27 protein-coding genes and 1 pseudogene are annotated in these 19212 nt (G+C 65.0%); 18 read left to right on the top strand and 10 right to left on the bottom strand.

The genetic code is table 11. The features are described 5' to 3' along the window. Positions 1–5 precede the first annotated feature (5 nt). Positions 6–1556: an L-piperidine-6-carboxylate dehydrogenase gene (gene amaB / locus JOF57_RS18060; protein WP_209918707.1), complete on the bottom strand. Its 1551-nt coding sequence runs from the start codon at positions 1554–1556 to the stop codon at positions 6–8. Between the two features lie 27 nt (positions 1557–1583). On the opposite strand from amaB, the gene JOF57_RS18055 reads away from it, so the two are divergent. Both JOF57_RS18055 and lat read left to right on the top strand, forming a co-directional pair. Further along, a complete protein-coding gene (locus tag JOF57_RS18055; protein WP_209918705.1) occupies positions 1584–2048 on the top strand; it encodes an Lrp/AsnC family transcriptional regulator in 465 nt (154 codons plus the stop codon). Between the two features lie 52 nt (positions 2049–2100). Beyond that, on the top strand, positions 2101–3447 hold the full coding sequence (gene lat, locus JOF57_RS18050) for an L-lysine 6-transaminase (protein WP_209918704.1): 1347 nt from the start codon (positions 2101–2103) through the stop codon (positions 3445–3447). Here lat and JOF57_RS18045 read toward each other — a convergent pair. Next, entirely contained in the window at positions 3444–4007 is a 564-nt protein-coding gene (locus tag JOF57_RS18045) for a restriction endonuclease (RefSeq protein WP_209918702.1), read from the bottom strand. The two genes, lat and JOF57_RS18045, sit on opposite strands and share 4 nt — an antisense overlap. Positions 4008–4078: 71 nt before the next feature. On the opposite strand from JOF57_RS18045, the gene JOF57_RS18040 reads away from it, so the two are divergent. Continuing rightward, entirely contained in the window at positions 4079–4765 is a 687-nt protein-coding gene (locus tag JOF57_RS18040) for a PAS and ANTAR domain-containing protein (RefSeq protein ID WP_209918700.1), read from the top strand. Between the two features lie 56 nt (positions 4766–4821). Then, entirely contained in the window at positions 4822–5130 is a 309-nt protein-coding gene (usfY, locus tag JOF57_RS18035; RefSeq protein ID WP_209918698.1) for a protein UsfY, read from the top strand. Positions 5131–5194: 64 nt separating this feature from the next. Here usfY (JOF57_RS18035) and mbp1 read toward each other — a convergent pair whose 3' ends face one another. Further along, on the bottom strand, positions 5195–5437 hold the full coding sequence (mbp1, locus tag JOF57_RS18030) for a microaggregate-binding protein 1 (protein WP_209918696.1): 243 nt from the start codon (positions 5435–5437) through the stop codon (positions 5195–5197). A 193-nt stretch (positions 5438–5630) separates the two neighbouring features. On the opposite strand from mbp1, the gene JOF57_RS18025 reads away from it, so the two are divergent. Both JOF57_RS18025 and JOF57_RS18020 read left to right on the top strand, forming a co-directional pair. Continuing rightward, a complete protein-coding gene (locus tag JOF57_RS18025; RefSeq protein WP_209918693.1) occupies positions 5631–6308 on the top strand; it encodes a HemK2/MTQ2 family protein methyltransferase in 678 nt (225 codons plus the stop codon). Beyond that, positions 6305–6508 (top strand): CDGSH iron-sulfur domain-containing protein, encoded by a 204-nt coding sequence (locus tag JOF57_RS18020; protein WP_209918691.1) that lies wholly within the window; start codon positions 6305–6307, stop codon positions 6506–6508. Before JOF57_RS18025 ends, JOF57_RS18020 begins: the two co-directional genes overlap by 4 nt. Here the strand turns inward: JOF57_RS18020 and JOF57_RS18015 are convergent. Next, on the bottom strand, positions 6488–7507 hold the full coding sequence (locus JOF57_RS18015; RefSeq protein WP_209918688.1) for an iron-containing redox enzyme family protein: 1020 nt from the start codon (positions 7505–7507) through the stop codon (positions 6488–6490). The two genes, JOF57_RS18020 and JOF57_RS18015, sit on opposite strands and share 21 nt — an antisense overlap. Before the next feature lie 105 nt (positions 7508–7612). On the opposite strand from JOF57_RS18015, the gene JOF57_RS18010 reads away from it, so the two are divergent. The 4 genes from JOF57_RS18010 to JOF57_RS17995 all read left to right on the top strand — a co-directional run bounded on the left by JOF57_RS18010 (position 7613) and on the right by JOF57_RS17995 (position 9716). After that, a complete protein-coding gene (locus JOF57_RS18010; protein ID WP_209918686.1) occupies positions 7613–7813 on the top strand; it encodes a hypothetical protein in 201 nt (66 codons plus the stop codon). Positions 7814–7954: 141 nt separating this feature from the next. Continuing rightward, positions 7955–8278, top strand: coding sequence for a transposase (locus JOF57_RS18005; protein ID WP_209915717.1), 324 nt, complete (start codon positions 7955–7957; stop codon positions 8276–8278). Further along, on the top strand, positions 8275–9165 hold the full coding sequence (locus tag JOF57_RS18000; RefSeq protein WP_209913100.1) for an IS3 family transposase: 891 nt from the start codon (positions 8275–8277) through the stop codon (positions 9163–9165). The genes JOF57_RS18005 and JOF57_RS18000 overlap by 4 nt, the downstream gene beginning before the upstream one ends. 188 nt (positions 9166–9353) lie before the next feature. Then, positions 9354–9716 (top strand): anti-sigma factor, encoded by a 363-nt coding sequence (locus JOF57_RS17995; RefSeq protein ID WP_273544697.1) that lies wholly within the window; start codon positions 9354–9356, stop codon positions 9714–9716. On the opposite strand, the gene JOF57_RS17990 is transcribed toward JOF57_RS17995, so the two are convergent. Both JOF57_RS17990 and JOF57_RS17985 read right to left on the bottom strand, forming a co-directional pair. Continuing rightward, positions 9713–10141: an STAS domain-containing protein gene (locus JOF57_RS17990; protein ID WP_209918683.1), complete on the bottom strand. Its 429-nt coding sequence runs from the start codon at positions 10139–10141 to the stop codon at positions 9713–9715. The genes JOF57_RS17995 and JOF57_RS17990 overlap by 4 nt on opposite strands. A gap of 185 nt (positions 10142–10326) precedes the next feature. Further along, entirely contained in the window at positions 10327–10953 is a 627-nt protein-coding gene (locus JOF57_RS17985) for a maleylpyruvate isomerase family mycothiol-dependent enzyme (RefSeq protein ID WP_209918681.1), read from the bottom strand. 89 nt (positions 10954–11042) lie between these two features. Here JOF57_RS17985 and JOF57_RS17980 point away from each other — a divergent pair, with 89 nt between their 5' ends. The 3 genes and pseudogenes from JOF57_RS17980 to JOF57_RS30985 form a co-directional block, all read left to right on the top strand. Then, entirely contained in the window at positions 11043–11276 is a 234-nt protein-coding gene (locus tag JOF57_RS17980) for a hypothetical protein (RefSeq protein ID WP_209918679.1), read from the top strand. 7 nt (positions 11277–11283) lie between these two features. Beyond that, positions 11284–11439, top strand: a complete 156-nt coding sequence (locus JOF57_RS17975) for a DUF6131 family protein (protein ID WP_209918676.1) — start codon at positions 11284–11286, stop codon at positions 11437–11439. Between the two features lie 14 nt (positions 11440–11453). Further along, positions 11454–11654 (top strand): annotated as a pseudogene (locus JOF57_RS30985) (DUF7218 family protein); the annotation flags it as partial. Between the two features lie 46 nt (positions 11655–11700). Here JOF57_RS30985 and JOF57_RS17970 read toward each other — a convergent pair. Both JOF57_RS17970 and JOF57_RS17965 read right to left on the bottom strand, forming a co-directional pair. After that, positions 11701–13656, bottom strand: coding sequence for a site-specific integrase (locus JOF57_RS17970; RefSeq protein ID WP_047040994.1), 1956 nt, complete (start codon positions 13654–13656; stop codon positions 11701–11703). Beyond that, positions 13653–14708, bottom strand: a complete 1056-nt coding sequence (locus tag JOF57_RS17965; protein ID WP_024637592.1) for a tyrosine-type recombinase/integrase — start codon at positions 14706–14708, stop codon at positions 13653–13655. The genes JOF57_RS17970 and JOF57_RS17965 overlap by 4 nt, the downstream gene beginning before the upstream one ends. A 292-nt stretch (positions 14709–15000) precedes the next feature. On the opposite strand from JOF57_RS17965, the gene usfY (JOF57_RS17960) reads away from it, so the two are divergent. After that, entirely contained in the window at positions 15001–15309 is a 309-nt protein-coding gene (gene usfY / locus JOF57_RS17960) for a protein UsfY (RefSeq protein WP_209918675.1), read from the top strand. A 62-nt stretch (positions 15310–15371) separates the two neighbouring features. On the opposite strand, the gene JOF57_RS17955 is transcribed toward usfY (JOF57_RS17960), so the two are convergent. After that, positions 15372–15716 carry a hypothetical protein gene (locus tag JOF57_RS17955; RefSeq protein ID WP_209918674.1) on the bottom strand — a complete coding sequence of 115 codons (345 nt, stop codon included), beginning with the start codon at positions 15714–15716 and terminating at the stop codon, positions 15372–15374. Positions 15717–15766: 50 nt separating this feature from the next. On the opposite strand from JOF57_RS17955, the gene JOF57_RS17950 reads away from it, so the two are divergent. From JOF57_RS17950 to JOF57_RS17940, 3 genes are all read left to right on the top strand, one after another. Beyond that, positions 15767–16753 carry an LLM class F420-dependent oxidoreductase gene (locus JOF57_RS17950; RefSeq protein WP_209918673.1) on the top strand — a complete coding sequence of 329 codons (987 nt, stop codon included), beginning with the start codon at positions 15767–15769 and terminating at the stop codon, positions 16751–16753. A 138-nt stretch (positions 16754–16891) separates the two neighbouring features. Next, positions 16892–17326, top strand: coding sequence for an ATP-binding protein (locus tag JOF57_RS17945; RefSeq protein WP_209918672.1), 435 nt, complete (start codon positions 16892–16894; stop codon positions 17324–17326). Between the two features lie 26 nt (positions 17327–17352). Then, positions 17353–18075: an RNA polymerase sigma factor SigF gene (locus tag JOF57_RS17940; RefSeq protein ID WP_234938635.1), complete on the top strand. Its 723-nt coding sequence runs from the start codon at positions 17353–17355 to the stop codon at positions 18073–18075. Here JOF57_RS17940 and JOF57_RS17935 read toward each other — a convergent pair. Next, positions 18046–18468, bottom strand: coding sequence for an STAS domain-containing protein (locus JOF57_RS17935; RefSeq protein ID WP_209918671.1), 423 nt, complete (start codon positions 18466–18468; stop codon positions 18046–18048). The two genes, JOF57_RS17940 and JOF57_RS17935, sit on opposite strands and share 30 nt — an antisense overlap. Before the next feature lie 196 nt (positions 18469–18664). Here JOF57_RS17935 and JOF57_RS17930 point away from each other — a divergent pair, with 196 nt between their 5' ends. Continuing rightward, positions 18665–19210 carry a nucleotidyltransferase family protein gene (locus JOF57_RS17930; RefSeq protein WP_209918670.1) on the top strand — a complete coding sequence of 182 codons (546 nt, stop codon included), beginning with the start codon at positions 18665–18667 and terminating at the stop codon, positions 19208–19210. The last annotated feature ends 2 nt before the right edge of the window (positions 19211–19212 follow it).

Here is a 19212-nt window from a genome sequence, read left to right as displayed (position 1 = left end):
CGTTCCTACCCGAAATGCACACCCTGGGCCAGCGGGAGTTCCGAGGAGTAGTTGACCGTGTTGGTCGCGCGCCGCATGTACGCCTTCCAGGCGTCTGAGCCCGACTCGCGGCCGCCGCCGGTGTGCTTCTCGCCGCCGAACGCACCGCCGATCTCGGCGCCGGAGGTTCCGATGTTGACGTTGGCGATACCGCAGTCGGATCCGTCGGCGGCCATGAACCGCTCGGCCTCCCGCACATCGGTGGTGAAGATCGCCGACGAAAGACCCTGCGGTACTGCGTTGTTCAGGGCGATCGCGTCGTCGATCTCGTCGTAGGTCAGCACGTAGAGGATCGGGGCGAAGGTCTCGGTGTGCACGACGGTGGTCTGAGCCGGCATCCGCACCACCGCGGGGGCGACGTAGAACGCACCCTCGTCACCTAGATCGTAGCGCTCACCGCCGAAAACCTCGCCGCCGTCGGCGCGGGCCTGCTCCAACGCCCCGACCATGTCCCGGTACGCGCGGGTGTGAATGAGCGGGCCGACCAGCGTCCCGTCCACGCTCGGGTCACCGATCGGCAGACTCTGATAGGCCGAGACGATCCGGGACAGCAGGTCGTCGGCGACCGACGAGTGCACGATCAGCCGCCGCAGCGTGGTGCAGCGTTGTCCCGCGGTACCCGCGGCCGAGAACACGATGGCCCGCACCGCGAGGTCCAGATCGGCCGACGGCGTCACGATCGCGGCATTGTTGCCACCGAGTTCGAGCAGCGTCTTGCCGAACCGCGCCGCGACCCGTGGGCCGACCTGCTGGCCCATCCGCACCGAGCCGGTCGCACTGACCAGCGCCACCCGCGGATCGTCGACGAGCTGTTCGCCCAGCTCACGCCCGCCGAGGACGAGCCGGCTCACCGTTGTCGGTGCACCTACGTCCGATGCCGCGCGCTCGATCAGGGCCTGGCATGCGATCGCGGTGAGTGGAGTCAGCTCCGACGGTTTCCACACGACGGTGTCGCCGCAGGCCAGGGCGATCGCGGTGTTCCATGCCCACACCGCGACCGGAAAGTTGAATGCGGTGACCACGCCGACGACGCCCAACGGGTGCCAGGTTTCCATCAGGCGGTGCCCGGGCCGTTCGGAAGCGATGGTGCGGCCGTACAACTGGCGTGACAGGCCGACCGCGAACTGGCAGATGTCGATCATCTCCTGCACCTCGCCCAGCGCCTCGGAGGTGATCTTGCCTGCCTCCACTGTCACCAGCGTTGCCAGATCGGCCTTGTGTTCGACGAGCAACTCGCCAAGGCGTGCCACCAGTGCACCGCGTACCGGTGCCGGGGTGGTGCGCCAAGTCGAGAAGGATTGTGCGGCAGCGGCAATCGCAGCATCAACCTGTTCGGGGCGGTCTTCGGTCAGGGTGAACAGCACGTCCCCGCTGATCGGGGTGCTCGCATGCAGGCCACCGTCCGAGGCGGTCGGATCGCCCAGGTCGACCCGTGCACCGACGGCCTCCAGGGCCAGCCGCACCCGCCGGCGCAGCTCCTCGCTGGTGGGAAGATCGGTCCGTTCGGTGGTGGTCATCGGGTGCCTTTCTGGTTGACTGCGGCCATGGGCGAAGCCGATGAATACGTGCTCGACGACACCGACCGGATCCTGGTCCGCACACTGGTGGCTGACGGCAGGGCCACCCTGGCGCAATTGGCCGCGGTGGCCGGATTGTCGGTCTCGGCGGTGCAGGCACGCGTGCGCCGGTTGGAGTCGCGGGGAGTGGTCACCGGGTACGCGGCACGGCTCAATCCCGAGGCGCTGGGCAACATGCTCTCGGCGTTCGTCGCCATCACCCCTCTCGATCCGTCCCAACCCGATGATGCACCCGCCCGGTTGCAGGGCATCCCCGAAATCGAATCGTGCCACTCGGTGGCCGGTGAGGAGAGCTACGTCCTGCTGGTCCGGGTCGCCTCGGCCCGGGCCTTGGAAGAACTGCTCCAGCGGATCAGGACCGCGGCCAACGTCCGCACCCGAAGCACGATCATTTTGCAGACATTTTACAGTGAAAGAAGCTATGTTCCGTAACTGTTACGGTCAATTAAGGTAAACGCCGTAAAGATTCCGCTAAAATGGCGTCATGACTGCAGTGCTGACGACCACGCCATGCGTGACTCCTGACCGGGTACGAGCTGTCCTGGCGCGCAGCATCCTGACCGACGGCTTCGATTTCGTCCTCGATCTGGACCGTTCCCGAGGGTCGTATCTGGTGGATGCCCGCACCGGCGTTCGGTTCTTGGACATGTTCACCTTCTTCGCCTCGTCCGCACTCGGCATGAACCATCCGGCGCTGGCCGGGGATTTTCCCGGCGCTGAAGCCTTCCGGTCGGAACTTGTTCAGGCCGCGGTGAACAAGCCGAGCAATTCCGACATCTACAGCGTGCCGATGGCTCGGTTCGTCGACACCTTCCGCCGCGTGCTCGGCGACCCGGACCTGCCGCATCTGTTCTTCGTCGACGGCGGAGCGCTGGCGGTCGAGAATGCACTCAAGGTGGCGTTCGACTGGAAGAGCCGCCACAACGAGTCCCGCGGGATCGACCCCGCGCTGGGCACCATGGTGCTGCATCTGCGCGGAGCCTTCCACGGCCGCAGCGGCTACACCATGTCGCTGACCAACACCGATCCGGTCAAGGTGGCCCGTTTCCCGAAGTTCGACTGGCCGCGCATTGATGCCCCATACCTTCGTCCGGGCGTGGATATCGCTGCACTCGAAGCTGATTCGCTACGTCAGGCAAGGGCGGCATTCGAGGCCGACCCGCACGACATCGCCTGTTTTATCGCCGAGCCGATCCAGGGTGAGGGTGGTGACCGGCACATGCGGCCGCAGTTCTTCGCCGCAATGCGGGAACTGTGCGACGAATGCGATGCCTTGCTGATCTTCGACGAGGTGCAGACCGGGTGCGGCATCACCGGAACTGCCTGGGCCTACCAGCAAATGGGGGTCACACCGGATGTGGTGGCCTTCGGGAAGAAGACCCAGGTGTGTGGCGTGATGGCCGGCCGGCGCGTGGACGAGGTCGCCGACAATGTCTTCATGTTGAGCTCGCGGATCAACTCGACCTGGGGTGGCAACCTGGTGGACATGGTGCGCTCACGGCGAATCCTCGAGGTCATCGAGGGCGAGGATCTGTTCCGCAACGCCGCGGTGACCGGCGCCTATCTCCGCGGCCAGTTATCTTTCCTGGCAACGGATTTCCCCGACACAGTGCTCGATCCCCGTGGTCGCGGCCTGATGTGTGCATTCAGCCTGCCCACCGCGGCCGCGCGGGATGAGCTGATCCGCCGATTGTGGGGCAACCACGTCGTCATGCTGCCGAGCGGGCCTGACTCGGTGCGGTTCCGGCCGGCGCTGACCGTGACGCGCAGGGAGATCGACGAATGTCTCGACGCTGTGCGGGCCGCGCTGAGATCGCCTCTGACAGGCTAAGGCGCGAGTTCCGGCGACGCAGCTCGGCGCAGGATCGACTTGAGCCTGGGCAGGTCGGCTCCGCCCACCAACTCGCAACCGTGAAGCTCGGCGAGTTTGCGTGCGGCCGGAGTGAATTCGTTGTTGGTCACCACCATGGTCCTGGTGCAATCCTGCATCGGCGCGCCCGCGACCACCTCCTGCACGGCGCCCGCTCCCACCGGCCGTGACAGTCGTTTGCACTGCACGGCAATCCGGTTCGGCCGGTGACCGACGATCAGATCCACACCCCAGTCACCGGTGAGGGGAGTCATCATCACCGGCAGCCCACACTTTCGCGCGATGTGGGCCACGTGGTCCTCGAACTCCAGACCGGTCATCTCGGTCGACGCTTGCTCGCGGACGCTGGGAGTGGCGGCCCCATGGAATGCGCCCAGCAGCAGGCGCGGCGTGGCGGCCAGGACCAGCGGCATCAGGACGCCGATGACCAGGCTCCATGCCACGTCGACGCCGGCCAGGTGACTCGCGGCCGCCGCCGCCGCACCGGCCGCGATGGAGAGCTTGATCCGAAGCCGTATCACGGCGCCGAATGTAGACCCCACCTGTGACAATCGGGTGCGTCGCCGCCAACTCGACGCGATATTCTCGTTCCGTGACGACTGACCCGGCTGCGGGGAACCCCGAGTCACCGGTCGAGTATGCGCTCGCCGGCGGCGAGCCGCAGCGTGTCGGTTGGTTCCGGTTCTACTTCGCCGACGAGCGCTGGGAGTGGTCCCCACAGGTGGAGCGGATGCACGGCTATGAGCCCGGCACGGCTCACCCAACGACCGAGCTGGTGCTCTCGCACAAGCACCCCGAGGACTACGGGCAGGTGGCTGCAACCCTTCTGGAGATCCGGCGCACCTCGGGCGCATTCAGCACCCGGCACCGGATCATCGATGTGGCCGGTGCTGTCCGCCACGTCGTCGTGGTCGGGGACCAGCTCTTCGACGACGCCGGTGCGATCATCGGAACACACGGCTTCTATGTCGATGTCTCACCGACGATTACGCAGGTACGCGAGGACGCTGTCACCGAAGTGGTGGCCGAGATCGCCGAGGCCCGCGGTGTCATCGAGCAGGCCAAGGGCATGCTGATGCTGATCTATCGGATCAATGCCGACGCGGCGTTCGAACTACTGAAATGGCGCTCGCAGGAAACCAACACCAAACTGCGTCTCTTGGCCGAACAGCTGGCAATAGATTTCCTGGAGCTCGACTACACCGAGACGCTGCCCAGCCGCGCGGTCCTGGATCGGCTGCTGCTCACCACCCATCAGCGGGTCAGCCGGGAGGTTTAGCCCGGCCTCGTCCAGGGAAGTCTCCCGGCGCTACTCGAAGCGAACCGGGAGGAATGATGAAGGGCCCTGACGATCCGGTCGACCACGCCAGGACAACCCGGCCGCATGCCGGCGAGTCGATGAAGGACAACCGCAACATGCCCGCGCTGGTTCTGGTGGGCCTCGGTGTGGTGATGTTCGTCGCGTGTCTGGTGGGCTTCGCGACCGGCAACACCGGCATCGGGGTACTGCTCGCGATCCTGGCCGCTGTGGGCCTGCTGGCCGGCGGGCTGTGGCTCGCCGTCGCGCACCTGCGCGTGCGGCGTATCGAAGAACGTTGGTACGCAGAGCACCCCGAGGTGATCAGGCAAGCACCGAACAGCTGAACTGAGAACATAAGAGATGGGCCCAGCCGACGTCGGCTGGGCCCATCTCGTCAATCAGGCCGCGCTAGGGACGCTGATGCGCCTGCTCTCGCTTCTCGGCGGCCTTGGCGCCCGCCCGGGCCGACTCGGCTTCAGCCTCCTTCTTGGCGACGTCGCGCTGAGCGTCGGCCTTGTCCTGCTGGGCTTTGCCCTCGCGCACAAGGTCTTCGCGGCCGGTCACGGTGCCGACTGCTTCCTTCGCCTTACCCTTGACATCCTCGACGACGCCCTTGATGCCTTCTTCAGGTCCTGAGTTCTTCTCGGTCATGCTTTACCTTTCCGCTTCTGGAGTGGATTGGTGATTACTACGCGGCTTCTCCACGCACCCCCTGGATTTCCCAGATGCGGCGGCCTTAAACGTGACGTGACGAACGGAGTTGTACCCGCCAGGGAAGTTTGCGAAATGCCCGGGTGGGTACCGAATAGAGGTGCTGTCCGGAAGAAGCGAATTGGCTGCTGAAATGGCCGTAGAGACCATTGCCGTTGGCGCTGAGGGCGTTTACCGACCCCAGCACGACTCCTGGTTGCTGGTCGAAGCACTGGAGCGAAGTGGGGCAGTGGCGGGCTGCACGGTGGTGGACCTGTGTGCCGGGAGCGGAGTGGTTGCCATCGCTGCGGCCAATCTCGGGGCCAGCGCGGTGGCGGCGCTGGACATTTCGCCCAGCGCGATCCGCTGTACCCGGGCCAATGCGCTCGCCGCACAGGTCGACGTCGATGCCAGGCTCGGTTCCTGGACTCAGGCGCTGGAAGATGAACCCTTCGATGTCGTGGTGTGCAATCCGCCCTACGTGCCGGTAGCGCCGGAAACCTCCACGGGAGTGGTCGTGTCGACCGATCCGGCGGCTTCCTGGAACGGTGGTCCGGATGGCCGGCTGGTACTTGACCCCCTGTGCCGCTCTGCCGCGGCCATCCTGGCCGATGGCGGGTCCCTATTTCTGGTCCAGTCAGAATTCGCCGATGTCGGGCAGTCAGTGAGGCTGTTGCGCGAAAGCGGACTCGATGCGGATGTTTTTGCCGTGCAGCGGATTCCATTCGGTCCGGTGCTGCACTCACAGACTCGCTGGCTTCGCGACACCGGGCGGCTGGCGGATGCCAGGACCGAAGAGGAACTGGTGGTCATCAGGGCGGACAAGCCATGACAGAACGTCGGGAAGTGCGGGTGGTTCAGGGCGGACCGATCCTCGTCGAGGGGCCGGTACGGATCGAACTACCCGATGGGAGCATCGTGGAGTCAGATCGGTTCATGGTGGCCATCTGTACATGCCGGCGGTCCAAGTCCTATCCGTTATGCGACACCAGCCATCGCAAAGTTTCGCGATCAGGCAAGCGGCCGGGGTAGCGAGCTGCGGCCCGCCTGCCAACTCTCCATCAGGTGAGCGGCCAGCCGGTCTTCCAGCGCGTCGAAGGCTCGAATCCCGAACACCACGTCCGTGTCCAGCTCAGGTTCGCGGCTGACGAGATTGCCCACCACGTCGTGACGGACAACCTGTTCGTGCACTGCGTCGGCCTCAACGTGCTCGCGGTAGAACCGCACACACGCCTCGGGAGCGCCCAAGCGCTCCAAGGCGGCGACCATCCGCTGCGATCCTGGTGAGGAGGTGATCTCGGTGGCCGCGAAATGACCCGCAGCGGCGCCCCGCAGTCGTCGGTGCAAGCCGAACATCGACATCAGATTGACCAGCGCCAGGCTTTCAGCCGGTACGGCATCCAGGTAGCCGAGGTAGCGGTTGTCCAGGTCGGCTTCTCTCAAGAGGTCGGCGAACAGGTTCTGGTGGAGGCGGCTCGCTGAGCCCGCCCCGTACTCGTCGTATTCGACGGCGACGAAGGAGGCTTTCGCCTGGCCGGCCAGCCGGGGGATCAACCAGGCGTGCGGGTCGCCCTCTTTCAGGTGGTACAGCGACCGGTGCACGAAGTACTCGCGCATCTGCTCCCACGTGCCTTCATCGCGAAGGTGATACGACGGGCCTGCCCCGTCGGCGGGCTCGATGGACAGACGAGCCATCTCCCGTTCGGCGGTGTCGTCAGCACCGATCTGGCCGACCTCGCGGCGGACCGCCGCAAGAAAGATCCGTTCGAACTGCGACCGCAAGTGCAGCAGCCCGGCGTTCCATTCCCAGTCCTGATCGACGCCGGCGAAGCCCCGGTAGTGCAATTCGTAGCAGATGTAGAGCGCCAACTGCAGGTCAAGTTGGAGTGGGTCGACATCGCGCAGCGGCACCCACACCGGCTCGAGATGATTGTGTGGGGCGCGGTCGCCGAGCCGCTCGATCAGGGCGGCGGAAATGGGCCCCTTCGCGGGCGGGAGCCCTGGTTGCAGAAGGGCGGGGAGCGTCGTCATGGCGGATGAGGAATGCCCGCCAGGGGGTTCTGGTAAACCCGCGTGTCGGTTTGTCGGGGTACCTGCGGGGGTATTCAGCAGTCTGGCGAAGTTGAGGTGAGGAACATGGCCAGGTCAGCACAATCCCCGTCAGTCCAGGGCGGGCGAGAAGTCATCTTCGAGCGGATCGCAGAGGTTCTCGAATCGCAGCACCGGCAGGCCCTCACTGAGTACGCCCTCACCGAACTGCTGTGGCACTGCCCTGATGATCTGGTCACCGACGGCGCAGAGCCGGAGATTCCCGGCTGTAGCCGACGCGCAGCGTGACGTGGGATGACGCTACGACGCAACCTCATTGCTTCCGCCGCTTCGGTTTGGTGCTTGGGCGACTTTGGGTACGCTGAGGTTCCCCAGAAGTAGTGGACATCTGAGATAGCGGGACGGTGGTCCCCTTGGAAGGATGTTCGTATGTCTGGTCGTCGGCGTTCGTTTACCCCGGAGTACCGGGTGGAGGCCGCGCATCGGGTGATCGATTCGAATCGGCCGGTGGCTGAGGTTGCCCTGGAGCTGAATCTGCATGAGAACCTGCTGCATAAGTGGGTGAGCCAGGAGCGGCGACGGATGGCCGCCGCCGAAGGCGGCGGGGTTGCCGATCCTGGTGATGGGCAATCGCTTTCACCGGATGAACGTGCTGAGTTGGTACGGCTGCGGGTGAAGGTCACCGAGCAGGCAAAGGACATCGCGTTCCTGGAAAAAGCCTCGGCGTACTTTGCGGGCAAGCATCTAAAGTGAGCCGGTTTGAGCTCATGGCCGCAGAGTGCGCCTCCCACGACGTGACCCGCATGGCCCAGCTGCTGGGGGTGTCCACCTCGGGCTACTACAAGCATCGGTACCGGCTGTCGGCCAGTGAGCCGACGCCACGGGTCCAACGACGCCGGGATCTGGAAGTCAAGATCTTGACCCACCACAAGGACTCCGGCGGCACCTACGGCTCGCCGCGGATCACCGCTGATCTGCACGACGCCGGAGAACGGGTATCGGTCAACACCGTCGCAACGATCATGGCCGACCTGGGCATCGAGGGCATCAGCCCACGCACCTTCAAAACGACCACGGTCGTCGATCCTTGTGCGTCGTTCCCGCCTGATCTGGTCGGCCGCCGGTTTGACCAGGGTCGTATAGATGCGGTGTGGTCCTCCGACATCACCTACCTGAGCTGCGGGGAAGGCGACATGTACCTGTGCGCGATCCGCGATGAGCATTCGCGCCGCGTCTTGGGCTGGGCGGTCGATGACCACATGCGCACCGGGTTGGTGACCACCGCGGTGGATCGGGCGGTGTTCACCCGCGGCGGCCACGTCAAGGGCGTCATACTGCAATCGGACCGCGGCACCCAGTACACCTCCCACGATATGGCTGCCGCAGCCAGCGCCCACGGGCTGCGGCGCTCTATGGGTGCCACCGGCATCTGCTGGGATAACGCCGGCGCGGAGGCGCTGTGGTCGACGTTCAAACATGAGTACTACTACCGGCACACTTTCGCCACAATGGCTGAATTGATTGCAGCAGTTGACAATTGGATGCGATTCTACAATCATCAACGTCGGCATTCAGCGATCGGAATGCGCTCACCCATCACCTACGAGCGCAGCCTGAATGTCACCCTGGAAGCAAGCTAACCGCGTCCACTTTTCCTGGGGAACCCCACGCGATGAACATGTCATCGTCAGGCCGCTTACCGAGGCTCCGGCTGACTGTGGTGCACGGTCGGCGAATACCCCACTCGGGATATGGCCACATGCTGGGATCGCGAGCTGTCGAACTCCGGGTTCCCGCTCATACGCGGGCGCTGACGGTAGTGAGATCGATGACGGGTTCCCTGGCCGACTATGAAGAGCTGGATGGCGATACGGCTACCGACTTGGCACTGGCGGTGGATGAAGCGTGCACGGTGCTGATCGGCATGGCCGAGCCCGGCTCCGACCTGGTACTCATCGAAGAACCCCGCGTACGCGAGGTCGACGTTCGGGTGTCGGCGATCTGTGACCGAGTGCATGTGGCCCCCGGCAGCGTCTTCTTGAGCGGTTTCAGCCGCCGGGTACTGGAGGCGTTGACCGACAAGGTCGTCACCTTCGTCGAAGAAGCTGATTATGCGAACAGCGGCAGCGGCCAACCCGTACTCGGTATCACGCTGACGATCCGGCGGCGTTGGGCTCTGTCCGGCAGTTAGCGAGGCAAGTTGACCAACTGGATGGGCCGTGGCTGATTGCGGAGCATCGACAGGGCGGCAGGCAGGCCGGTGGAGGTCGGCAGGGCACAGGCGGGATCGCAGATTCCGAGCACTCGGGACACTGCGGTGCTGGGAATCATTACCCAGTCCATGTTTTCGCCGGCGCAATGCACGTTGAGGCTGTGCAGGCAGGCGAAGCAGCCGGTACCGAAGAACTCGACCGCACTCAGGTCCAGGACGAGTTGTCCGCTCGGTCTGCTGTGCTGGGTACCGCATTCGGTCAGCTCTGCGGCATTGGATGCGTCCAACTCGCCGTGGACACTGATCACCGCGGTAGCCGGCGACAGCCACTGGGCGCAGAATTGGGCGCGACTGTGATGGTTGGCAGAAGACATCGCCGTTTTCACGGCGCTGATGGTGGACATCTGTGACTCCTCAGTACAAACACTGTGGTCACGTCACGCTTCAGGCTCTGTGGGCTCGAAACCCCTGGATACAGGGAGTATCGCGACCCTGCACCCGATGACGTTTCGGGGCGGCTGTGAACTCAACCTGAATGGAACTCTACGCCCCATGACAGGCTCGGACAATCGATCGGGGTTCTCCCGCGTCAGATCCGGGCAAGCAGAGTTGTCGCGCCCTCGCCAGAGAGTTCCTCGGCGGCCTGTCTCCGGCCGGTCATTGCCAGCAGCAAGGCCTCGCCGGTCCCGGTGACCTCCGGTCCGCTACCGTGCGCCCACTCGATGTCGTTGGCGCGCAGCCGAAGTCCTTTGATTCGCCGGCCCGCTCCCAGCCGTGGGTTGCCGGGCACCCGGGGCAGGATCTGTTGTAGTCGCTGCGCGGGCACGGTGCGGGGGCGGCCCAGTGCGCGGCGGATGTCCTGATGATGGACTGTGCCGTCGACCAGGCCGATCATGCCGCCGAATCCTGCGGTCAGACCGTGTGGCCGTAGATGCTGGTTGAGGAATTCGAGCAGTTCATCGGTCGACATGGTCGAGTATTCCGCCACCCCGACCTCGTTGGCGCGCACGATTCGACCCTTTGTAAATCGCTTGAGCAGTCCGGCGAGATTGAGATCTTCATAGCTGATGACGTGCGCTACAACCTCTTTCACGGTCCATCCCGTGCACAGAGACTCGGTCTGCCATTCCTGAGGGGCCAGCGTGGCGAGAAATTCGGCAAGGTCGGTCCGCTCATCACTGGCCAGATCCATCAACGAGGGTTGGTCGGCGTTCATCCCGATGCCTCCTTCGGGTCAACTCGACCCTAGCGCGATCGGCCTTGCCCCAGGTTTGACCCTCGCGTCAGCGGGGTACATCGCATGTCATGAGACTTGGTGGATTGTTCGGAACACTCGTGCTCATCTGGCTGATCATCGGTGTGGTGGCGGCCTGGCAGCGCGACTATTTCCATGGTGGATCAACAAACTGTGCGACCGCGGGCGCCATAGCGCTCACGGTCATTGCCGGTCCGCTCAACTATGCGGGCGTCAACCCGAAGGTGGACGAATGCCGTCTGCCGCAGCCCAGCGCGATGACCCCCATCGCCGCGGTGAATTGAGGTCGACATGGTGGTACTCGGTGCAATTCTGCTCATTCTCGGCTTGATCTTCAACGTGTACCTGCTCTGGGTGGTGGGCGTGATCCTGCTGGTCATCGGTGGCGTGTTCTGGCTGCTCGGGGCCATCGGGCGTCCGGTCGCCGGCCGGCGGAGCTGGTACTGACCAAGGGAGGCAAGATGCCGAATCCGTCTATCAAAGACGAGAAGCTCTACGAGGAACTGCGTGACGAGGGCAATTCGAAGGAGAAATCCGCGCGGATCTCCAACGCCGCTGCTGCCCGGGGGCGTTCGAGCGTCGGCCGCGCAGGCGGCAAGTCCGGCTCCTATGACGACTGGACAGTCGATGATCTGCGTGGCCGGGCGAAAGAGCTTGGTATCATTATCCGGCCCTCGGGGGCGCATCAACCCCAGGTGGTCGATTCGGTCAGCGGTCGAGGCGGTGCAGGTGGTCGGTCAACGCGTCGGCGACACGGTGGTGGCGGGCGGCTTCGTCGAGCCAGCCACGGGCGCGGGCATCTGCTTCGAGGGTTTGGATGTCGCTGCGTTGTGCCTTGAGTGCGCCTTGGAACTCGGGGCCGGTGACGAAGTTGTCGCAGGTTTCGCAGATGTTGGCATAGGGACAGGCGCCGGCACTCTGGTGGCGGGCGCAGTAGCCGTGGGCGACACGTGTTTTGAGCATCTCACTACCGAGCCAGCTGACCGCATCGGGGACGATGGGTTTGCCGACCGGAGTGAGAGTGAACTGTCGTCGCATCTTTCCCATGGCCTGGTCGTAGGCATCGCGCAGCGTCGGGGAGGCCAGGGTGGCGTAACGCAGCGTCATCTGCGGGGTGACATGTCCGAGCAGTGCCATCAAAGCCTGCAGGCTCATGCCCGCGTTCGCGAGTTCGGTGGCCCACGTGTGGCGTAGCTGATGCGGGGTTACCACCAACGGTGCGCCGCCAGTTCCGTGCAGCCCGCAGGACTCGACGGCGGCGAGCAGGCCTTTGCGTAACCGCGTCTGCCCGAGGCGGCGGCCGTGCGCGACGAACAGGAAATCGGTAGGCGCTCCGGTACGGGGATGCGGCAGTGGGCGGCAAACACCACGTCTGCTGGTCCACTGGTCCAACGCGGCAATGGTGTTGGCCGAGAGTGGAACCATGCGTTCGGTGGCGAGCTTGCCCAACGGAACTTTCAACCAGGTGCCGGCGGGTCCGTAGTCGATGACGCTGTCGAGTTCGAGGTCGAGCAGTTCCCCTATTCGCAGCCCGGCCCCGCGCAGCACCGTCAACCCGACGCGGGTAAACGTATCCTCCAGCTGGGCAACCGCGTTCATCACCGCGGCGTCGATATCAGGTGGCAGGGCGCGTGGCAGGGGTTGATCGAGTTTCGGGATATCGACGGCGAAGACCAGACGACGCGGCGGTGCCTGCTCCCAACCCCATTCGGTGATGTCATCGAGGAGGTTGCGCACGCTCAGCACCGTCGATTGGATCACGGCCTTGGAGATGGTGCGTCCTGCGCCGGCGGCGGCGCGTTGCCCACGCCAGGTGCGGGTGCGATTCCAGACCAGGAAACCCTCGATGTGACGGCGATCCAGATTCTCGAATGAGGTGAGTTCGGGATGAGTGGTGCTGAGATAGTCCGCGAACGGCAGCAGATCGTTGATCAACGATTCGACGGATTTCGGCCGCAGCACCGATGCCCTGACGGTGACGTAACGCAGCAGCGTCTGCCGGATCGGGCCGGTCATCGCCACGTCGGCGAAGCGTTGGGCGTAGCTGCGGGCCCACCGCCGACGCTGTGGTGGTGTGTCGACGATGCGGGCGTGAAAAAGCATCTGCCGCAGCCCGGCGATCCGGTTGCGGTAGGCGCGCCTCGACGATGCCGGGATCGACTGTGTGGCAGCCAGTGCGGCATCGAACTTGTCGACCGTGCCGTTGGTGACATCGTGGACGAGTCCGCCGTGCCAGGCGAGCAGCACCGCCAGGCATTCACCCAGGACCGTCTCGATCCATTGCGGTGTCCAGCCCAAGGCCAGCCCGGCCGTGCGCACGGCGGCGAATCCGTCCGGGTCGCGGTCCTCGACGGCCCGGCCGAGGCCAGTGAGGTTCTTGACGGCCGCGAGTTCGAGGTCGAGCCGTAACGCGCCCCGGCCAACGACATGACACAGCAATGGCCACGCCCCGCTGTGGCGCAGCTCGGCCAACCGCTCGGCCGCCGGTCGAGTCATCCAGTCCTGCAGATCCGGGTGCTCGGTCAGGAAGGTGCTCGCGCTGCGGGTGCGACCACGCACCGACCTGCCACTGAGACCTAGGCCGGAAACGTACTCGAGATAGTCGTCCAGCACCGCATCCGAGTCGGCCAGTAGGTCGATCGATGCGAGCGTCCGGTTGGTCATCGTCGTGTCCCAGCGAGGCTGGCGCGAGCCGCACCGTATTCGGCGGCGAGTTGTTCGACCGACAGGTGCACGTAGCCGGCGGTGGTTTCCGGGGACACGTGGCCCATCAACTCCCGCAGCACCATCAGATCGATGCCAGCAGAGGCGAGTTCAGTGCCGTAGGTATGACGGAGCCGATGCGGACGTACCCTCGTCGCACCGGAGTGGTCTCGGTGCCGCCGAAACAGCGACCGCAGTCCGGCCTCGCTGACCGGGGCCCCCGCGGAGGGTCCGCGCAGCACCACGAAACACTCCTCGGTCGCCAACCCTGGTGGGCGTTCCAGGCGCAGATAGGCCGACAGTTCGGTGAAGAATGCTGCATCGACCGGCACCACCCGTTCCTTTGAGCCTTTGCCGAGCACCCGCACTCGTCGCCGGCCGAAGTCGATGTCGGCCAACCGCAAGGATCGCACCTCGGCGCTGCGTAAGCCCCCGAATAGCATCGCCCACACCATCGCCCGATCCCGATGGGTTCGCAACGACGCCACGAACCGCTCGACTGCATCCGCGTCGAGGGACTCGGGCAGCAATCGCGGTTGCCGCACCAGTCGGCCTCCGGCCCGAGGCCGACCCGGGCCCAGATGCCCGAGCGGCCCCCGCGCCACCGGTCGCAGTCCCTGCCCGCGCCGCGGTGAGGGCACCGGGTTGTCGGTACGTATCCCAGTCATCACCAGGTACTCGAACAATGCCCGCACCGCCGCGACCCGCCGGTTAATCGTCGATGCCGCCGCGCTCCCGCCATTCCTTCTCGCCGGGTTGCACCGGGGGTCACGGCGCACGTCCTGCCAGTCGATCCACTCGAACACCTCCACCGGCGTCACCGCCGCCACCGCGAGATCACGGTCGAGCAGGAACCGAGCCAAATTGAGCACATCGAAGGCATACGCCCGCACCGTCGCCGCACTGAACCCGCGTCCGACCAGATGCACCAGGAATGCGTTCGCCGCTGCGCACCCCTCCCACGGGCCGTCGATCGCATAGCCCTCGCTGCTGGTACGCACCCGAACAGTCATCGCCTACCCCTCTCGGCCCTGTCAGCATGCGCCCCGCATGACCGGCGGCCTCGAACCTCACGCCGCATCCACGGTCGTGTCGTGGGAGGGCCGGTTAACCGATAGAGGGTATTCCGACAAGAACAAGCGCGAGCTGATCGGGATGCTCCGGAATCACTGATTGCTGGGCCGGCGGCCCCTCGGAGGGTACGCAGATCATCCTGGTGTTTTCCTGGCCAGACCTGCCCAGGCGATCTACCGTGGAGGCAGCCCATGTAGGCAGGTGGGGCGAGAAGTGGCGGAAGGAGCAGCCATGCATGGCCCAAAAGATCCGGTTGACCACGCCAGGACGACCCGGCCGCATGCCGGCGAGTCGATGAAGGACAACGTCATCATGCCCGCGCTGGTACTCATCCTCGTGGGATTGGTGCTGTTTGTCGGCACCTTGGCGGCGTTCGCCACCGGCCATTCCGATGTCGGCTTGATGGTGGGCACGTTGTCTGCCGTCGGGTTTGTCATCGGTTCGATGTGGTTGGTACTCGAGCACATGCGGGTGCGTCGCATCGAGGATCGCTGGTATACCGATCATCCCGGTGTGGTGAGGCAGCGGCCCAGCAGCTGACCCTGCGCAGACCGACCCGGTCGCGGGAGCGGCCGGGTCCCTGTCTTGTGAGGCGGGTGTGCTCAGAAGGTGAGTGCCAGAACCGCGAAATCGATGGCCAGCAAGGCCAAGCCGGCCAGGGGAACCAGAACGCCGTACCGCAGCCGCGAGGTGAACATCGACACGGCGATCGTGACCACGGGCACCACGGGTGCGCCGTAGAAGAGAACCCCGAACCAGAATTCGCCGGGGCCCTTGCTCGCACACACGTCGCCGGTACACCCGGCCATGCCCATCACCGCACCCATGCCGTAGAGGAACACCGCGACAGCCGCCGGCACCGTCAACAAGGCCAGCACCCATGTCGTCGAGATCCGTAGCCGGCGATCGCCGGTGTGTTGTGTCTGAAGAGTCCGTGATTCGGTCATAGCGTCCGGATACCCAGTTTCGTCAACTTCTCCACGGGTATCCCAGCGGCATGGCCAGATTCGGATACACCTTGATGACCGAGCAGAGCGGCCCGCGACAGCTCGTCGACTATGCGGTGTCGGCAGAGCAGGCGGGATTCGATTTCGAAGTGAGCAGCGACCACTACAGCCCGTGGCTGGCCAGCCAGGGTCATGCTCCCAACGCATGGCCGGTGTTGGGAGCAGTGGCGCACGCCACCGACACCGTGCAGCTGTATTCGTACGTGACCTGTCCGACGATCAGGTATCACCCGGCGATCATCGCCCAGCAGGCCGCGACCGTGCAGAATCTGGCCGACGGCCGGTTCACCCTCGGCGTCGGCAGCGGGGAGAACCTCAACGAGCACGTGGTGGGTCAGGGTTGGCCCACGATCGGACGTCGGCTCGACATGCTGGCCGAGGCGATCAAGCTGATTCGTGAACTCCTCACCGGCGACTTGATCGATTTCCGGGGCGAGTTCTACGAGGTGGACTCGGCACGCATCTGGGATGTGCCGGACGTTCCGGTGACCATCGCCGTGTCGATGACCGGGCCGAAGTCCGTCGAAAGGCTGGCCGTGGCCGCCGATCATCTGATCAATGTCGCGCCCGACCGGGAGACCGTGGCGGGCTGGCATCAGCGAAGGCAGATAACCGGCGTCCTGCCCGAGGGACGGGTAATCGGACAGGTCCCGGTGTGCTGGGATCCCGACCGCGATACGGCGGTGGCGCGGGCCCACGAACAGTTCCGCTGGTTCGGGGGCGGCTGGGCGGTCAACGCAGACCTGCCGACCCCGGCGGGATTCGCGGCGGCGACCCGGTATGTGCGTCCGGACGATGTCTCCGCGGCCATCCCGTGCGGGCCCGACCTGGACGCGATCGTCGCCGCCGTCGCACCCTACGTCCATGCGGGATTCACCGATGTCGCCCTGGTCCAGATCGGTGACGAGGGCCAGCAGGCGTTCCTCGACGAGGCGGCAAAACCGCTCCTGGCTGCGCTGCGTGCCGAGTTCGACTGAGGAACGGGTCCACACCTAAAGCGGGCTGCCGTCCTAGGTTTCAGGTCGCGCCGCGATGGGCATCCCTGGCCGGAGATCCCACGCCGGGAACCAGCATCCCGACTGGGATACTGTCGGTCCGAGATGTCAGGAGGTGAGATGGCCGAAGAACAGGGCCAGCCCAACCTGCCGAACCGCGCGGAGCGGTCGGTAGAGATTAGGGTCGCCGCCAGGTTGGAGAACCTGGCTGTAGTGCGCACGTTGGTCGCTGCGGTAGCAGCATTCGAAGACCTTGATTTCGACGTCGTCGCCGACCTGCGGCTGGCCGTGGACGAGGCCTGCACCGCCCTGATCCGGGCCTCGACCCCGGATTCGAGCCTGCATCTGACCGTCGACCCGGGTGAGGAGGCGGTGGTGGTCACCGCCTCAACGACCTGCACGGGTGCCCTCGTGGTCGAGCCGGGCAGCTTCAGCTGGCACGTTTTGAGCTCCCTGACCGACGAGGTCAAGACTTTCACCGACGGTGACGGGCCCGACACCGGCCAGGTATTCGGCATCACCCTGACGACGAGGCGAGCGAGCCTGCTGCGGTGACGTCGGAATATGCGGATGTTCGCGACATGTTTCGCGAACTCAGCGGACTGTCCGAGGAATCCTCGGACTACGAACGCCAACGCGAGCGCATTGTGCAGCGGTGCCTGCCGCTGGCCGATCACATCGCGCGGCGGTTCGACGGTCGCGGTGAACCTCGTGAGGACCTGGTCCAGGTGGCGAGGGTCGGCTTGGTCAACGCGGTCAACCGATTTGACGTCGAGGCCGGCTCTGACTTCGTGTCGTTCGCGGTGCCGACGATCATGGGCGAGGTCCGGCGTCACTTCCGGGACAACAGCTGGTCGGTGAAGGTGCCGCGCCGGCTCAAAGAACTACACCTGCGGCTCGGCGCGGCGACTGCGGAACTATCTCAGAGGTTGGGCCGTGCCCCGACGGCCTCCGAGCTTTCGGTGGAACTCGAGATGGACCGCGAAGAAGTGATCGAAGGACTCGTCGCCGGCAGTTCCTACAACACGCTGTCGATCGACAGTGGCGGTGGGGGCGACGAGGAGGCGCCGGCGATAGTCGACACGCTCGGCGATGTGGACACCGGCCTGGATCAGATCGACAATCGAGAAACGTTGCGGCCGTTGCTTGCTCAGTTACCTGAGCGGGAGCGTACGGTGCTGTTGCTGCGATTCTTCGAATCCATGACGCAGACGCAGATCGCCGAGCGTGTCGGTGTCTCGCAGATGCATGTGTCGAGACTTCTGGCGAAATCGCTAGCGCGACTTCGTGACCAGCTGCAGTAGCGGGTTTCTGCCATTGAGCGTGGACAGTGCCGAGGCCACGCTGTGACGGGTGTCCAACGCCGAATCCGGGTCGCAGATGCGTAGTAGCCGGTTCACTGCCCTGCTGGGCACCAGCACCCAGGCGACATCGGCCGTCGAGCAATGTAATTCGATCGCCATGAGGGCGGAAAATCCTGCGGTGCCGAAGAATTCGACATCGGTGAGGTCGATCACGACTTGCTCGACCTTGACGGTGTGCCGCAACGCGTAGTCGGTGAAATCACCTGCGTTTACGGCGTCGATCTCACCGCGGGCGCTGATCACCTCCGTTGACGGCGGCAATCGGCGGGTCGCAAACATTGCAGGCGATTCGTCGGTCCGGTCAATCAGTGCATTTGTCGAGAAGACGGTCATGGGTAGCTCCATCAGTCGTAATACGTGTATTCGTACTGTTGGTGCGGCGTCGATCGACAATGATGCAAGTTCCCGCGCGTATGTCGATGACGCTCGCTGCGGCTGTGAACTCAACCTGTTGGTGACCCTACCGTCATCAAGGTCAGCGGACAATTTATCTGAGTGGATTCTTAGAGTCCCAGGTCAGACTGTTGGCATGTCGAAGGCCGACGAAGTTGCCGGTGTGGTGCTGGCCGCCGGTGCGGGCAGCCGCTTCGGGATGCCGAAAGTGCTTGCTGAAAAGGGTGTTTGGCTCCGGCGGGCGGTGACCGCACTTGCCGACGGTGGCTGCGACGAGGTGATCGTGGTGTTGGGTGCCGCGGTGGTGGACGTGCCCGCCCCGGCTCGCGCCGTGGTGGCCGCACGCTGGGCCGACGGTATGAGCGCGTCGGTCCGCGAGGGGCTGGCAGCCGTCGGCGACGCGGAATGGGTCGTCCTGCATACCGTCGACACGCCGGACATTGGGGCCGACGTCGTCGGCCGGGTCCTGTGCGCGGCGCGTGAGTCCGGTTCCGGTCTGGCCCGCGCCCGCTATGACGGCCGACCCGGTCATCCCGTCGTCGTGGCCCACAGGCACCTTGCGGGGCTGGCCGCCGCGCTGCGTGGCGACCAGGGCGCCCGAGCGTTTCTCGGCGGCCGCGACGACATCGTCACCGTGGAGTGCGGTGATCTGGCCACCGGCCTGGATATCGACGTGCGCTGAGC

Origin of the sequence: Mycolicibacterium lutetiense, from assembly GCF_017876775.1 — a bacterium.
GTDB classification, from domain to species: Bacteria; Actinomycetota; Actinomycetes; order Mycobacteriales; family Mycobacteriaceae; genus Mycobacterium; species Mycobacterium lutetiense.
The sequence above is the reverse complement of the archived record's forward strand: the minus strand, read 5'-3'. Positions and strand labels throughout refer to the sequence as shown.

Bases quoted from the DNA above. Each gene is read 5' to 3' on its own strand.
- amaB (WP_209918707.1), bottom strand. From the start codon at position 1,556: ATGACCACCACCGAACGGACCGATCTTCCCACCAGCGAGGAGCTGCGC.
- JOF57_RS18055 (WP_209918705.1), top strand. From the start codon at position 1,584: ATGGGCGAAGCCGATGAATACGTGCTCGACGACACCGACCGGATCCTG.
- lat (WP_209918704.1), top strand. From the start codon at position 2,101: ATGACTGCAGTGCTGACGACCACGCCATGCGTGACTCCTGACCGGGTA.
- usfY (WP_209918698.1), top strand. From the start codon at position 4,822: ATGAAGGGCCCTGACGATCCGGTCGACCACGCCAGGACAACCCGGCCG.
- mbp1 (WP_209918696.1), bottom strand. From the start codon at position 5,437: ATGACCGAGAAGAACTCAGGACCTGAAGAAGGCATCAAGGGCGTCGTC.
- JOF57_RS18025 (WP_209918693.1), top strand. From the start codon at position 5,631: ATGGCCGTAGAGACCATTGCCGTTGGCGCTGAGGGCGTTTACCGACCC.
- JOF57_RS18020 (WP_209918691.1), top strand. From the start codon at position 6,305: ATGACAGAACGTCGGGAAGTGCGGGTGGTTCAGGGCGGACCGATCCTC.
- JOF57_RS18015 (WP_209918688.1), bottom strand. From the start codon at position 7,507: ATGACGACGCTCCCCGCCCTTCTGCAACCAGGGCTCCCGCCCGCGAAG.
- JOF57_RS18010 (WP_209918686.1), top strand. From the start codon at position 7,613: ATGGCCAGGTCAGCACAATCCCCGTCAGTCCAGGGCGGGCGAGAAGTC.
- JOF57_RS18005 (WP_209915717.1), top strand. From the start codon at position 7,955: ATGTCTGGTCGTCGGCGTTCGTTTACCCCGGAGTACCGGGTGGAGGCC.
- JOF57_RS17995 (WP_273544697.1), top strand. From the start codon at position 9,354: ATGACGGGTTCCCTGGCCGACTATGAAGAGCTGGATGGCGATACGGCT.
- JOF57_RS17990 (WP_209918683.1), bottom strand. From the start codon at position 10,141: ATGTCCACCATCAGCGCCGTGAAAACGGCGATGTCTTCTGCCAACCAT.
- JOF57_RS17985 (WP_209918681.1), bottom strand. From the start codon at position 10,953: ATGAACGCCGACCAACCCTCGTTGATGGATCTGGCCAGTGATGAGCGG.
- JOF57_RS17980 (WP_209918679.1), top strand. From the start codon at position 11,043: ATGAGACTTGGTGGATTGTTCGGAACACTCGTGCTCATCTGGCTGATC.
- JOF57_RS17975 (WP_209918676.1), top strand. From the start codon at position 11,284: ATGGTGGTACTCGGTGCAATTCTGCTCATTCTCGGCTTGATCTTCAAC.
- JOF57_RS17970 (WP_047040994.1), bottom strand. From the start codon at position 13,656: ATGACCAACCGGACGCTCGCATCGATCGACCTACTGGCCGACTCGGAT.
- JOF57_RS17965 (WP_024637592.1), bottom strand. From the start codon at position 14,708: ATGACTGTTCGGGTGCGTACCAGCAGCGAGGGCTATGCGATCGACGGC.
- usfY (WP_209918675.1), top strand. From the start codon at position 15,001: ATGCATGGCCCAAAAGATCCGGTTGACCACGCCAGGACGACCCGGCCG.
- JOF57_RS17955 (WP_209918674.1), bottom strand. From the start codon at position 15,716: ATGACCGAATCACGGACTCTTCAGACACAACACACCGGCGATCGCCGG.
- JOF57_RS17950 (WP_209918673.1), top strand. From the start codon at position 15,767: ATGGCCAGATTCGGATACACCTTGATGACCGAGCAGAGCGGCCCGCGA.
- JOF57_RS17945 (WP_209918672.1), top strand. From the start codon at position 16,892: ATGGCCGAAGAACAGGGCCAGCCCAACCTGCCGAACCGCGCGGAGCGG.
- JOF57_RS17940 (WP_234938635.1), top strand. From the start codon at position 17,353: ATGTTTCGCGAACTCAGCGGACTGTCCGAGGAATCCTCGGACTACGAA.
- JOF57_RS17935 (WP_209918671.1), bottom strand. From the start codon at position 18,468: ATGACCGTCTTCTCGACAAATGCACTGATTGACCGGACCGACGAATCG.
- JOF57_RS17930 (WP_209918670.1), top strand. From the start codon at position 18,665: ATGTCGAAGGCCGACGAAGTTGCCGGTGTGGTGCTGGCCGCCGGTGCG.